Genomic DNA, 13,010 nt, shown 5'->3' with positions numbered 1-13,010 from the left:
CGCGTGCCTACTCGCCGTCCAAGGAGTATCAAGATCTATCCCGCGTTCAGCAAAACACCCCGCGAGCGTTCACGGCCCGGATAACCGGCCGGGCGAGACTCACCGCTCATGGTCCGAAGAATCCGACTCGTCCTCCTCGCGGCGATTGTCGCCGTGTTCGCCTCGCTGGTCGCCGGGCCCGCGTCGGCCGCCGGCCCCACCAGCCTCGACCGCATCCACGACCGGCTGCTGCGCCACGACCCCGGCGCTCCCCTGCTGATCGCCGCCCATCGCGGGCAGTGGCGGGACGCACCCGAGAACTCGCTCGCGGCCATCCGGCACGCCATCGCCGACGGCGCCGAGATCGTGGAGATCGACGTGCGGCCCACGCGCGACGGTCACCTCGTCCTCATGCACGACGAGACGGTGAATCGCACGACCAACGGCACCGGCAAGGTGTCTGAGCTCACGCTCGCGCAGGTCAAGTCGCTCCGCCTCAAGAAGGGCCTCGGCGGCGCGCAGGCTCCGCTCACGTCGCACACGGTGCCGACGTTCGAGGAGGCCATGCTCGCCGTCAAGGACAGGGCGATGGTGAACCTCGACAAGGGCTGGCCCGTGCGTGAGCAGATGTACGAGGTGCTGCGCCGGACCGGGACGGTCGACCACGGCCTGTTCAAGGGCAGCCCGACGGTCGCCGAGGCGGCGGCGTTCATGGCGAAGGATCCGGCCATTCTGTACATGCACATCATCAACGACGCCACGGCGGGCGTCGTCGGCACGTTCCCCGGCAGGCAGCCCGTGGCGTACGAGGTCGTGTTCGACGACGCCGCCGACCCGCAGGTCCAGCCCGCCACACTCGCGAAGATCCGCGAGGACAGCAGGATCTGGATCAACACGATGTGGAAGAACCTCGCGATCGACCACACCGACGAGGCGTCGCTGCGCGACGAGCGGCTCGGCTGGCGTACGGTCGTGCAGCGCTACGGCGCGAGCATGATCCAGACCGACAACGTCGAGGCGCTCGGCTACTGGCGCGACGGCGGCGACCTCGACCGGTACGGCAAGCTGCCCGGCAACCGGTCGATCCGCGTCCAGGCCGAGGACTTCGCCCCTGGCGGGGAGGGCGTGGGCTACCACGACCTCGACCCGAACCGCTGCACCGTGGCGCGTCTCGACGAGGGCGTCGACATCTGCGATCTGGAGGGCGCCATCGCCGTCAACTGGATCAGGGCGGGCGAGTGGCTGAAGTACACCGTCACCGTCGAGAAGGCCGGCGTGTACGACGTCTCCGCGCGCGTCTCCTCGCCCTACTCCCCCGCCGGCACGATCACGCTCGACTGGGGCCACACCGAGAGCGGGCCGTTCTCGATCGGCAACACCACCCACCACGAGGCGTTCGAGGTGCAGCCGCTGGAGCGGCGCCACCTCGGCAAGGGCGACCATGAGTTCGTGGTGCGGATGAACGAGAACGCCTACCAGAACTTCAACCTGGACTACCTGCAGTTCGACCGCGTCGGCCGCTGAGCGCGCCGGTGGGCTGCCCGGCGCGGTGCCGGGCAGCCCACCGGCCTATCGTGACCGCATGGCACGCAGCACGGTCGCGCTGACTCCGGCATGAGCTGGTCCCCCACCACCTCGCACTGGGGTGCGTTCCGCGCGCGGACCACCGCGTCCGGCGAGCTGGAGATCGCCCCGCATCCGCTGGACCGGCAGCCGTCCCCGCTGCTGGGCAACGTCGCGGGCAGCGTCCGGCACCCCACCCGCGTGCGCAGGCCTGCGATCCGCCGCGGCTGGCTGGAGCGCGGGCCGGGGCCGAGCGAGCACCGGGGCGCCGACGAGTTCGTGGAGGTGTCGTGGGAGACGGCGACCGAGCTGGTCGCCGCCGAGCTGGACCGCGTCCGCCGCGAACACGGCAACGGGGCGATCTTCGGTGGTTCCTACGGCTGGGGCAGCGCGGGCCGCTTCCACCACACACAGAGCCAGCTGCACCGGCTGCTCAACGTCCTCGGCGGCTACACGGCCTCGCGCGACACCTACAGCCACGGCACGTCGGCGGTGCTGCTGCCGCACCTCGTCGGCGACGCGGGCACGCTGCTGTACCGCGCCGATACGTGGGGCACGATCGCGGCGAACACGGACCTGGTGGTGGCCTTCGGTGGCCTGCCGCTCAAGAACGTCTCGGTGACGCCGGGCGGCAACACCGAGCACCCGACGGCGACGGCGCTGGGCACGATCGGCGAGTCCGGGGTGGAGCTGGCCGTGGTCAGCCCGCTCGCCGACGACGTGCCGAAGACGCCACGGGCCCGCTGGTACCCGATCGTCCCCGCGTCCGACGTCGCGCTCATGCTCGGCCTGGCGCACACGCTGCTCACCGAGAACCGGCACGACGCCACCTTCCTCGACCGCTACTGCACGGGGTTCGACACGGTCGCCGGCTACCTCCTCGGCGCCGACGGCACCGTGAAGGACGCCGAGTGGGCCGCGGTGCGGTGCGGCATCTCCGCGGCGGAGATCCGCGCGCTCGCCAGGAGGATGGCCGAGGGCCGCACGCTCGTCACGGTCTCGTGGTCGCTGCAGCGCACGCGGCACGGTGAGCAGCCGGTGTGGGCGGGGCTGCTGCTCGCGGCCATGCTCGGCCAGATCGGCCTGCCCGGTGGCGGATTCGGCCACGGCTACGGCTCGATCGGCGACGTCGGCGACGACGGCCCGCTGCTGCCCTTGCCGACGCTGCCGCAGGGACACAATCCGGTGCGGACCTTCATCCCGGTCGCCCGCATCGCGGACCTGCTGCTGCGCCCCGGCGAGCGCTACGACTACAACGGCGCCACCCACCACTATCCGGACATCCGGCTCGTCTACTGGGCGGGCGGCAACCCGTTCCACCACCACCAGGACCTCAACCGTCTCCGCCGCGCGTTCGCCAGGCCGGACACCATCGTCGTGCACGAGCCACATTGGACGGCTACGGCCCGGCACGCCGACATCGTCCTGCCGGCCACCACGCCGCTCGAGCGCGAGGATCTGGGCTCCGGTCGCCGCGACACCCACCTGATCGCGATGCACCGTGTGCTCGACCCGGTCGGCGAGGCACGCGACGACTACACGATCCTCGCCGGGATCGCCCAACGGCTCGGCGTGGGCGAGCGGTTCACCGAGGGCAGGACCGCCCGCGAGTGGATCGTCCACCTCTACGAGGGGTGGCGCGGGCGGCTCGCCGAGCGCGGGCACGACGCGCCGCCGTTCGGCCGGTTCTGGGCCGACGGCGAGTGGCGGCTCCCCACCGCGGCCGAGCAGCCGACGCCCTTCGCCGCCTTCCGCGCCGATCCCGTGCGGCGGCCGTTGCACACGCCGAGCGGACGGATCGAACTGTTCTCGTCCACAGTGGCCGGTTTCGGTTATCCCGACTGCCCCGGCCATCCCGTGTGGCTGGAGCCGGAGTCCGATGTGGAACATCCACTGTGGCTGATCGCCAACCAGCCCCGTACGCGGCTGCACGGGCAGGGCGACGTCGGCGCGACGAGCCAGGCGGCCAAGGTGCGGGGCCGGGAGCCGATCGAGCTGCACCCGGGGGACGCCGCCGAGCGCGGTATCGCGGACGGCGACGTCGTGCGGGTCTTCAACGGCCGGGGCGCGTGCCTGGCCGGTGCGCGGCTGAACGACGGAGTGCGGCGCGGCGTCGCGGTACTCGCCACGGGCGCGTGGTTCGATCCGCTCGACGATCCCGCACAGCCAGGTGGATCGCTGTGCGTGCACGGAAACCCGAACGTGCTCACCGAGGACGTGCCCACGTCGCGGCTGGCCCAGGGCTGCTCCGGCCAGCACGCCAGGGTGCAGGTGGAGCGCTACGACGCCACCCCACCGCCCGTGCGGATCCTGCGTCCGCCGCTCTAGTTCACCGCTCCGGCAGGAGCATCCGGCGGCCCGCCGCGACGCCTCCGTCGACGGGGAGCGAGACGCCGGTGAGGTAGCCGAACCCGGGCGCCGCCATCGCCAGCACGGCCTGTGCGATCTGGTCGGGAGTGGCGACGGTTTTCAGCCCGTCGACGTTGAGCTGGCCGAGCGCGACCTTCGCCTGCTCCCACGTCGCGTCGTCGAGCTCCGGCGGGCGGATCATCGGCGTGTCGGTGATGCCGGGCAGGATCGCGTTGACGCGGATGCCGTGCCCGCCGTATTCGAGCGCCGCCGACTGCACGAGCGCCTGAACCGCCTGCTTGCTCGCCTGGTACAGCGAGAGCTCGGGCCGTCCCACGACGGCGCCCACCGACGAGTTGACGATGACCTGCCCGCCGCCCGCGTCGATCAGGTGCGGGATCTGATACTTCATCGCCAGGAAGACCCCGCGCGCGTTGGTGTCCATGAGGTCGTCCCACTGCTCGAGCGTGGTCTCGTGCAGCCGCGCCGAGTACTGGATGCCCGCGTTGTTGAAGGCGATGTCGAGGCCGCCGTAGCGCCGGACGGCGCCGTCGACGAACCGCTGGACGGACCGGGGATCGCGGACGTCGGCGTGTGTGTAGGTCGCCTCGCCGCCGGACTCGCGGATCGCGCGCTCGACCTCGCGGCCGAGGTTCCTGCGCCTGCCGCAGAAAGCGACCTTCGCGCCCGCCGCGGCGAAGGCCTTCGCGGTGGCCTCTCCGATTCCCGAGGTGGCGCCGGTGATCTGCACGATCTTGCCCTCGAACGGCCGGGCCTGCCTGCCCTGGAACGGCTGCTCGTCGGCCACCGCCGACGGTGCCAGTGCCGTGAGGCCCGCGACCGCTCCCGCGCCGGCCACTCCGCCGAGGACCGCGCGTCTGCTGTGTTCGTGCGTCATGGGGAACTCCTGACTAAAGCAACTCGATGTCGCTTTTAGCTCTACCGGAAGATCGGGCACTCGTGCAACGAAGTGTTGCGTTAAGCTTCGCGCTCATGTCGGGAGCACCACGCCCGGGCGGGCGCAGCGCGAAGGTCAAGGCCGCCGTGCTGGGTGCCGCGCTCGCCGAACTCGCCGACGCGGGCTACCACGCACTGAGTCTCGACGGCATCGCGCGCAGGGCGGGCGTGCACAAGACCACGGTGTACCGCCGCTGGGGCACCCGTGAGGCACTGCTGCTCGACGCCATCCGTGAGCGGGCCGAGACCCGGGTACCCATTCCCGACAACGGCTCGCTGCGCGCCGACCTGCTCGATCTGGTTCGCGCAGCCATCGCGAACCTGCGCACCCCCGAGGTGGGGGCCCTGGTGCGAGCCGCGGTGGCGCTCGCACCACACGACCCGGTGGTCGCGGAGGCCGTCGCCGCGTTCTGGACCGGCCGGCTCGGCGTCGACGGGGCGGTGGTCGAACGGGCCGTCGCCCGCGGGGAGATCGGCCGGACCGACCCGCGCGAGGTGATCGAAGCCGTGCTCGGCCCGCCCTACTTCCGCGTGCTCGTCACGGGCGAGGCGGTGACCGACGCGTTCCTGCGCCGGGTGGTGGACCGCGTGGTCGACGGGCTCCCGGCACCCGGCCGGAGGTAGGGCAGGCCCCCGTACGCATGCGGGTGTCCGCGGGCTTATCGCGCGGGCCCGCCATGACCAGACTCGGGCAGGTGACTATCGACGACCTCGCGCCGCCCGTTCGCGGCAGCGATTACTCCCGCCTGTCCCAGCGGATCTCCGAGGCCGGGTTGTTCCGGCGCCGTCCGGGCTACTACGTCGCCAGGTTCGCCGTCGTGGGTGTGCTGTTCGCGGCCGCATGGCTGGCGTTCTTCCTGCTGGGCGACTCGTGGTGGCAGCTCGCGGTGGCGGCGTTCCTGGCCGTCCTCTTCGGACAGATCGCGCTGCTGGCGCACGACCTCGCCCACCGCCAGGTGTTCCGGCGCCGCCGGCCGACGGAGGCGCTCGGGCTGCTGGTGGGCAACCTCGGCATCGGCCTCAGCTACGGCTGGTGGATGGACAAGCACACGCGCCACCACGCCAACCCGAACCACGAGGAGCTCGACCCCGACGTCGCGCCCGACATCCTGGTGTGGTCGCAGCGGCAGGCGCGGCACAGCTCGGGGTTGGCGCGGTTCATCGGGCGCAGGCAGGCGGCCCTGTTCTTCCCACTGCTGACACTGGAGGGTCTCAACCTGCACGTGTCGGGCTTCCGGGCCGTGTGTTCCCCCGGGCTCAAGCGGCGCAGTCTGGAGGCCCTGCTGCTCACCACCCACGTCGTGGCCTACCTCGCCGCCGTGTTCCTCGTGCTCTCCCCGGGCAAGGCCCTCGTGTTCATCGCCGTCCACCAGGGACTCTGGGGTGTCTACATGGGATCGATCTTCGCGCCGAACCACAAGGGCATGCCGATGTTCAGCGGCGACGAGCGGCCCGACTTCCTCCGCCGTCAGGTGCTCACCTCGCGCAACGTGCGCGGCGGCTGGTTCACCGACGTCGCGCTCGGCGGGCTCAACTACCAGATCGAGCACCACCTGTTCCCGAGCATGCCGTCGCCGCACCTGCGCCGCGCGCAGCCGATCGTGCGCGACTACTGCGCCGAGATCGGCGTGCCCTACCACGAGACGGGCCTCGTCACCTCCTACCGCGAGGCGCTACGGCACCTCCACCACGCTGGTGCCCCACTGCGCTGACGCGCCGCGAGTCGTGCGTTCCCGCTCGCGAGTCGTGCGTTCAGGACCGCGAGTTGTGCGTTCAGGTCGCCCGCCGCGGCACGGGAGTGCACGACTCGCGGTCTGGAGTGCACGACTCGCAGTCCGGAGTGCACGACTCGCAGTCCGGAGTGCACGACTCGCAGTCCGGAGTGCACGACTCGCAGTCCGGAGTGCACGACTCGCGGTCCGGAGTGCACGACTCGCGGGGAGTTGATCTGCGCCACACTCGGTGGGGTGCTGGAACTTTCGGAAGGGGTCCGATCGTGCTATGGATAGCGGACAATTCCGGCTGACCCTGACGAGAGGACAATGGACCCCTCCCGAAGTACCGTCCGCGTCGCCGCCGAGCTCAGTGAGCTGGTGCCGACGCGATGATCATTGTCGACATTCTCCTCGGCATGCTCGTGGTTCTCCTGCTCACCGCCGCGACGGGCTATTTCGTCGCCCAGGAGTTCGCCTACATGGCCGTGGACCGTTCCCGACTCAAGGCCCGCGCCGCCGACGGCGACAGCGGCGCCGCCCGTGCACTGACGATCACCAGGCGCACGTCGTTCATGCTCTCCGGTGCCCAGCTGGGCATCACCGTCACCGGTCTGCTCGTCGGTTACGTCGCCGAGCCGCTGATCGGCGCCGGTGTCGGCGAGCTGCTCGGCGGTGCCGGCCTCTCCCAGTCGGCGGGCGTGGCGATCGGTACCGTGCTCGCCCTGCTGTTCTCCACCGTGGTGCAGATGGTCTTCGGGGAGCTGTTCCCGAAGAACCTGGCGATCGCACGGCCCGAACCCGTCTCCCGGTGGCTCGCGTGGTCGACCAACGTCTACCTCGCGGCGTTCGGCTGGCTGATCAAACTGTTCGACCACGCCTCGAACCTGCTTCTCAAGGCGGTGCGCATCGAACCGGTGCACGACGTCGAGCACGCGGCGACCCCGCGTGACCTCGAGCGCATCGTCGACGAGTCGCGCCGCAGCGGCGACCTGCCCGACGAGCTGTCCACGCTGCTCGACCGCGTGCTCGATCTCCACGAGCGCACCGCCGAGCACGCGATGATCCCGCGTCCGCGCGTCGCGACGGTGCCGGGCACGGCGACCGTCGACGAGGTGATGACCCTGATGGCGTCTGGGCACTCCCGCTACCCGGTGCTCGGCGACGGCGTCGACGACGTGCGCGGCATCGTGTGCCTGCGCGACGTCCTCGCCCTCTCCCCCGCCGACCGCGGCGCGCGCCGGGTCACCGACATCGCGCGGGACGCGGTGATGGTGCCCTCGTCGCTGCCGCTGCGGCAGGTGCTCGCGCAGCTGCGCGAGGCCGGTGAGCAGCTCGCCTGCGTCGTCGACGAGTACGGCGGCCTGGCCGGGGTGATCACCGTGGAGGACGTCGCCGAGGAGCTCGTCGGCGAGATCGCCGACGAGCACGACCCGGCGGGCGAGGCGGCGACGCGGCTCGACGACGGCGGCTGGCTGCTCGCGGGCAGCGTGCACATCGACGAGGTCGAGCGCCTGCTCGGGCACGACCTCCCGCAGGGCGACTACGAGACGATCGGCGGCCTGGTGATCACCGAGCTCGGCACACTGCCGGGCCAGGGCGACAGCGTCACGGTCGAGCTGCCCCGCCGCCCCGGCGCCACCGACGAGGAGCCCCAGCGGCTGCTGACGGTCACCGTCGGCGCCGTGGACCGGCACGTCCCCGCGAGCGTGCGCCTCCGGGTCGAGGAACGCAGCCGGACGACCGAGGAGGTGGACCGGTGAGCGACCTGAGTCCGTGGCTCGCCATGGCGATCGCGGCCGCGATCATCGCGCTGAGCGCGTTCTTCGTCGCGGTCGAGTTCGCGCTCGTCGCCGCCCGGCGTTACCGGCTGGAGGACGCGGCCGAGTCCAGCGCCTCCGCCCGGGCCGCACTGGCCAGCGCCAGGGAGCTCTCCCTGCTGCTGGCCGGTTCGCAGCTGGGCATCACGCTGTGCACGCTCGCGCTCGGTGCGGTCGCGAAGCCAGCCGTGCACCACATGCTCACGCCCGTGATGGAGGGCTGGGGCGTACCCGCGGCGACGTCGGACGTGCTGGCGTTCGTGCTGTCCCTCGTGGTGGTCACGTTCCTGCACCTCGTGGTGGGCGAGATGGCGCCGAAGTCGTGGGCCATCGCGCACCCGGAGCGCTCGGCGACCATGCTGGCGATCCCGATGCGGGTGTTCATGTGGTTCACCCGGCCCCTGCTGGTCGCGCTCAACGGCATCGCCAACTGGTGCCTGCACCGCGTGGGTGTGGAGGCCGTGGACGAGGTCAGTGCGGGCCGTACGCCCGACGACCTCCGTCAGCTCGTCGACCACTCGGCCGAGGCGGGCGCGCTGGACGCGTCGCGGCACGAGCAGCTGGCCACCGCTCTGGACCTGCGGTCACGGCGGGTGCGGGACGTCATGGCCCCGAGGGAGGACGTCGCCGCGGTGCCGCTCGCCGCGAGCGTCGCCGAGATCCAGGAGGTGTCGCGCACGAGCGGGCACCTGCGTCTGGTCGTCTTCGGCGAGGACTCGCGCACGCTCGGCGTCGTGCACGTCCGCGACACGCTCGCCGAGCCGGAGGGCACGACGGCGGCCGACCTGATGCGGCCGGCGCAGGCCCTGCCCGCCGACACGCCGGTGCACACGGCGCTGACGACGATGCGGGACCGGCGCGACCATCTCGCGCTCGTCAAGGACGGCGACGCCGTCGTCGGGCTGGTCACGATGCAGGACCTGCTCGACGAGCTGCTCTACACCTAGCGAGATCGGCGTCCGGCGTGGCGGGCCTATTCGGCCCGCCACGCCGCTGCTGACGTCGTCCGCCCGGCCGAAGTTCGGCGGTGTTCGGGCCTGGCTACGCTCGCAGGCATGCTGGACACGCAGTACGAAGACCTGCTCCGCCACGTGCTCGACACCGGCGCCCGCAAGGAGGACCGCACCGGCACCGGCACGCGCTCGATCTTCGGTCACCAGCTGCGCTATCGGCTGGCCCACGGCTTCCCGCTGATCACCACGAAGAAGGTCCACTTCCGCTCGATCGCCTATGAGCTGCTGTGGTTCCTGCGCGGCGACGCGAACGTCACCTGGCTGAGGGAGAACGGCGTCACGATCTGGGACGAGTGGGCCGCGCCGGACGGTGATCTCGGCCCGATCTACGGGGTGCAGTGGCGGTCGTGGCCGACGCCGGACGGCGGGCACATCGACCAGATCAGCGAAGTGCTGCGCACGCTGCGCGAGAATCCCGACTCCCGGCGGATCATCGTGTCCGCGTGGAACGTCGCCGACATCCCGCGGATGGCGCTGCCCCCGTGCCACGCGTTCTTCCAGTTCTACGTCGCCGACGGCAAGCTCTCCTGCCAGCTGTACCAGCGCAGCGCCGACCTGTTCCTGGGTGTGCCGTTCAACATCGCGAGCTATGCGCTGCTGACGCACATGATCGCCGAGCAGGTGGGCCTCGGCGTCGGTGACTTCGTGTGGACCGGAGGTGACTGTCACATCTACGACAACCACGAGGACCAGGTCCGCACCCAGCTCGCACGCCAGGCGCGGCCGTTCCCGACGCTGAGCCTCAAACCGTCGGACAGCCTGTTCGACTACACCTACGAGCACATCACGCTCGACGGCTACGACCCGCACCCCGGCATCAAGGCACCGGTGGCGGTGTGATCGGGCTCGTCTGGGCGCAGTCGGCGAACGGCGTCATCGGCCGCGATGGCACGCTGCCGTGGCACCTGCCGGAGGACCTCAAGCACTTCCGCTCCCTCACCGCGGGCGCCACCGTGCTCATGGGCCGCCGCACCTGGGAATCGCTTCCGCCGCGGTTCCGGCCGCTGCCGGGCAGGCGCAATCTCGTGCTGTCGCGCACGCCGCAGGAGGGCGTGGAGACGTTGCCCGACCTGCCGCGTGCGCTTGCCGCGGTGTCCGGGGACATGTGGGTGATCGGCGGCGCGGAGCTGTACCGGACGGCGCTGCCGGTCGCCGACCGCATCGTGGTCACCGAGATCCGCGAGCACTTCGAAGGCGACACGCACGCGCCGGACGTGGGGCGCTCGCCGGACTCCGTCGGGGCGTGGCAGGAGTCGTCGACCGGGTTGCATTACCGGCTCCTGACCTGGCACTGAGATCAGGACCACCGCCGGCCGACGGCACGGCGTTCGCTAGGGCACGTAGGGCGTGTCGGCTGTCCAGAGCAGGTCGGTGCGGTACATCGCGCGGACCTCCCGCCGGCCGTCGCGCCAGGCGTGGAAGTAGAGGTGCTCGCCGGTCACGTCGGCCCCGCCCGGCGACTCGACCCCGGTCGACCGGCTGGTCAGCAGCGGTTCACTGGCCTTGGTGTAGGGCCCGGTCAGCGACGGCGAGGTGGCGAAGCGCGTCTGGTAGGCCGCGCTCTGGAAGTGGTTGGCGGAGTAGAACAGCACGTACTGCGTGTCCCGTTTGATCAGCACCGGTGCTTCCACGACGCGGCCCTCGTCGGGCCGGTCGACGCGCAGCAGCTCCACGCGGGGACCGGTGAAGGTGAGCCCGTCGGCGGCCACGGGCTGCAGCCAGATCGTCGACGGGTGCGCGTTGGTCTTGTAGAGCAGATACCGGCTGCCGTCGGCGTCGACGAAGCTCGCCGGGTCGATGTTGCCGCCGAGCCGCGGCTCGCACACCAGCGGGCGGTCACCGATCGGCGTGAACGGTCCCTCGGGGGTGCTCGCGACGGCGGCACCGAGGCACATGGTGTTGTCGCCGACGCGGGCGCCCGTGAAGTACATGAGGTAGTCGCCCTGCGGGCGCTGGGACACGTCGGGCGCCCAGGCGCCAACGCCGGGCGCCATCCACGCCGGCTTCCGCGGCAGCGCGTCGCCGCGGGTGGTCCAGTTACCTCCGTCGTCGTCGGCGACGGCGTAGGGAACGCGTTCCCGCTCGCCGCCCGTGGCGTAGCCGTAGTAGGTCCCGCCGAACACGCTGACGTCGGGATCGGGGAAGTTGCGCGGGATCAGCGGTTCGGGCGGCGCCACGCGCGCGGTGAACGCGGGCAGGCCGAACAGGGAAAGCAGCAGGGATCCGGCCGTCGTCAGTGCACTCAGTCGTGATCTCACGGCGCCCGGCTACCCCACCGGTCCCGCGTCTCAACCACCCGAACCGGTCGAGGTGTCAGCGGCGCAGCTGAGCCTTCGCGCGCCAGTAGAGCCGCCGGGCGTGCATCGCCTGCGGGTACTGCTCGGACAGGTGCAGCAGAGTCTGCCGGAACCGGCCGACACCTGTCGGCGGCCGCTGTGTCGCGGGAGCCTCCGGCGGGTCACGCCGCAGCAGGGCCACCAGGGCGTCGACCGCGGCGGCGAGCAGCTCGGCGTCCGTCGGCGCCGCCGCGTCGGCGTCGGCCGCCGTGCCCACCGGTGCCGAGGGCAGCAGGTCTCCGAGGTCGCCGACCACGGTGTATCCGGCGGCGGCCAACTCGTCGTGGAACCGCTGCGCGGCCTCGGCGACCCAGCCGTGGTCCCTCGCGGGCAGCGGGATGTGGGTGGAGCCGCTCAGCTGGGACAGGACCTTCGCGGCGAAGTCGTCCTTGACCACGTCCGCGTAGCGCAGCCACGGCAGCTCGTCGCCGAGCGCGAGGTTGACCCGGCGCAGCAGCTCAGTCTCGGTCATGCCGAGGGAGAAGTTGTTGTACAGCGGCACGTCACTGGGGAACCTGGCCGGGTCGAGCCCGAGCACGGCCGCGAACCGCTCCCACAGCACGCCGCTCGGGGTCCCGCGCGGCGGGACGGTGACCACGTGGACCCGCTCGGGCGGCAGGCCCGCTCCCCACGTGCGCAGGACCCTGGGCAGGTCCTGGTAGTCCCAGAACAGGCGGGAGGTGTCGTTCAGCTCCGGCTCGCGCAGGGCGGCGAGGAAGTCGGCGAACGACGTCCGCTGCCGGGTCTTGACGTTCTCCTGCCACACCGACGGGATCTGCCGGGCGAGGTCGCGGGCCGTGCACAGCACGTGCACCTCGGCGAAGTCGAGGTCGGCCAGCGCGCGGGCGGCCTCGTCGGGGCTCGCGGGCGCGAGCAGCTCGGTCGAGATCACCGACGTGCCCCGCCAGGCGCGCGCCTGCTCGACGATCCAGTCCCACGAGCCGGCCGTGCCCGGTTCCTTCCACTGCCCGTAGCGGCCGTGGTGCACGTCCATCGCGGCCCGGTGGTGGGCGGCCTGGTCGTGACCCGGGTAGAGGACCCCGTCCTCGGCGATCGCCTCACGGTGGTGCCACAGCAGTTCCTGCAGGGACGTGGTGCCCGTCTTCGGCAAGCCGATGTGCAGGTACACGCGCTGGGTGGGGGAGGTCATGGCCCCGGGATGTTAGTGGGTCGGGCGGGATGGTTTCCTGGCACCTTCCTGATTATTTCTCTCAGCACGATACGAGCGACGTGCCGAGCGGCATGATGGGCGACCATGAGCGAGGACCGGCCCCGTGGCCG

The 13,010-nt window shown here is 71.5% G+C and carries 11 protein-coding genes; 8 read left to right on the top strand and 3 right to left on the bottom strand.

Annotation, left to right across the window (positions count from 1 at the left end):
* Positions 1-108: 108 nt before the first annotated feature.
* Both BA062_RS11000 and BA062_RS10995 read left to right on the top strand, forming a co-directional pair.
* Complete coding sequence (locus tag BA062_RS11000) at positions 109-1,503, top strand: glycerophosphodiester phosphodiesterase family protein (RefSeq protein WP_110335950.1); 1,395 nt, start codon at positions 109-111, stop codon at positions 1,501-1,503.
* A gap of 90 nt (positions 1,504-1,593) precedes the next feature.
* Positions 1,594-3,870: a molybdopterin-dependent oxidoreductase gene (locus BA062_RS10995; RefSeq protein WP_110335949.1), complete on the top strand. Its 2,277-nt coding sequence runs from the start codon at positions 1,594-1,596 to the stop codon at positions 3,868-3,870.
* A 1-nt stretch (position 3,871) separates the two neighbouring features.
* Here BA062_RS10995 and BA062_RS10990 read toward each other — a convergent pair whose 3' ends face one another.
* Complete coding sequence (locus BA062_RS10990; protein ID WP_110335948.1) at positions 3,872-4,789, bottom strand: SDR family NAD(P)-dependent oxidoreductase; 918 nt, start codon at positions 4,787-4,789, stop codon at positions 3,872-3,874.
* Between the two features lie 95 nt (positions 4,790-4,884).
* On the opposite strand from BA062_RS10990, the gene BA062_RS10985 reads away from it, so the two are divergent.
* From BA062_RS10985 to BA062_RS10960, 6 genes are all read left to right on the top strand, one after another.
* On the top strand, positions 4,885-5,472 hold the full coding sequence (locus BA062_RS10985; RefSeq protein WP_168213921.1) for a TetR/AcrR family transcriptional regulator: 588 nt from the start codon (positions 4,885-4,887) through the stop codon (positions 5,470-5,472).
* Positions 5,473-5,525: 53 nt separating this feature from the next.
* Positions 5,526-6,560, top strand: a complete 1,035-nt coding sequence (locus BA062_RS10980) for a fatty acid desaturase family protein (protein ID WP_110335946.1) — start codon at positions 5,526-5,528, stop codon at positions 6,558-6,560.
* 392 nt (positions 6,561-6,952) lie between these two features.
* Complete coding sequence (locus tag BA062_RS10975) at positions 6,953-8,323, top strand: hemolysin family protein (RefSeq protein WP_110335945.1); 1,371 nt, start codon at positions 6,953-6,955, stop codon at positions 8,321-8,323.
* Positions 8,320-9,327 (top strand): hemolysin family protein, encoded by a 1,008-nt coding sequence (locus tag BA062_RS10970; RefSeq protein ID WP_110335944.1) that lies wholly within the window; start codon positions 8,320-8,322, stop codon positions 9,325-9,327. Before BA062_RS10975 ends, BA062_RS10970 begins: the two co-directional genes overlap by 4 nt.
* Positions 9,328-9,435: 108 nt before the next feature.
* The gene (locus BA062_RS10965; protein WP_110335943.1) at positions 9,436-10,233 is read left to right on the top strand and encodes a thymidylate synthase; all 798 of its coding nucleotides are present in this window, start codon (positions 9,436-9,438) and stop codon (positions 10,231-10,233) included.
* A complete protein-coding gene (locus tag BA062_RS10960; protein ID WP_110335942.1) occupies positions 10,230-10,688 on the top strand; it encodes a dihydrofolate reductase in 459 nt (152 codons plus the stop codon). Before BA062_RS10965 ends, BA062_RS10960 begins: the two co-directional genes overlap by 4 nt.
* 36 nt (positions 10,689-10,724) lie before the next feature.
* Here BA062_RS10960 and BA062_RS10955 read toward each other — a convergent pair whose 3' ends face one another.
* Positions 10,725-11,651, bottom strand: coding sequence for a glycoside hydrolase family 43 protein (locus BA062_RS10955; protein ID WP_110335941.1), 927 nt, complete (start codon positions 11,649-11,651; stop codon positions 10,725-10,727).
* A 55-nt stretch (positions 11,652-11,706) separates the two neighbouring features.
* Complete coding sequence (locus BA062_RS10950) at positions 11,707-12,879, bottom strand: hypothetical protein (protein WP_110335940.1); 1,173 nt, start codon at positions 12,877-12,879, stop codon at positions 11,707-11,709.
* Positions 12,880-13,010: the final 131 nt, after the last annotated feature.

It is taken from the genome of Prauserella flavalba (genome assembly GCF_003202235.1).
In the GTDB taxonomy this organism is placed as follows: domain Bacteria; phylum Actinomycetota; class Actinomycetes; order Mycobacteriales; family Pseudonocardiaceae; genus Prauserella_A; species Prauserella_A flavalba.
This window is presented reverse-complemented; position numbering and strand designations above follow the sequence as displayed.

Bases quoted from the DNA above. Each gene is read 5' to 3' on its own strand.
- BA062_RS11000 (WP_110335950.1), top strand. From the start codon at position 109: ATGGTCCGAAGAATCCGACTCGTCCTCCTCGCGGCGATTGTCGCCGTG.
- BA062_RS10995 (WP_110335949.1), top strand. From the start codon at position 1,594: ATGAGCTGGTCCCCCACCACCTCGCACTGGGGTGCGTTCCGCGCGCGG.
- BA062_RS10990 (WP_110335948.1), bottom strand. From the start codon at position 4,789: ATGACGCACGAACACAGCAGACGCGCGGTCCTCGGCGGAGTGGCCGGC.
- BA062_RS10985 (WP_168213921.1), top strand. From the start codon at position 4,885: ATGTCGGGAGCACCACGCCCGGGCGGGCGCAGCGCGAAGGTCAAGGCC.
- BA062_RS10980 (WP_110335946.1), top strand. From the start codon at position 5,526: ATGACCAGACTCGGGCAGGTGACTATCGACGACCTCGCGCCGCCCGTT.
- BA062_RS10975 (WP_110335945.1), top strand. From the start codon at position 6,953: ATGATCATTGTCGACATTCTCCTCGGCATGCTCGTGGTTCTCCTGCTC.
- BA062_RS10965 (WP_110335943.1), top strand. From the start codon at position 9,436: ATGCTGGACACGCAGTACGAAGACCTGCTCCGCCACGTGCTCGACACC.
- BA062_RS10950 (WP_110335940.1), bottom strand. From the start codon at position 12,879: ATGACCTCCCCCACCCAGCGCGTGTACCTGCACATCGGCTTGCCGAAG.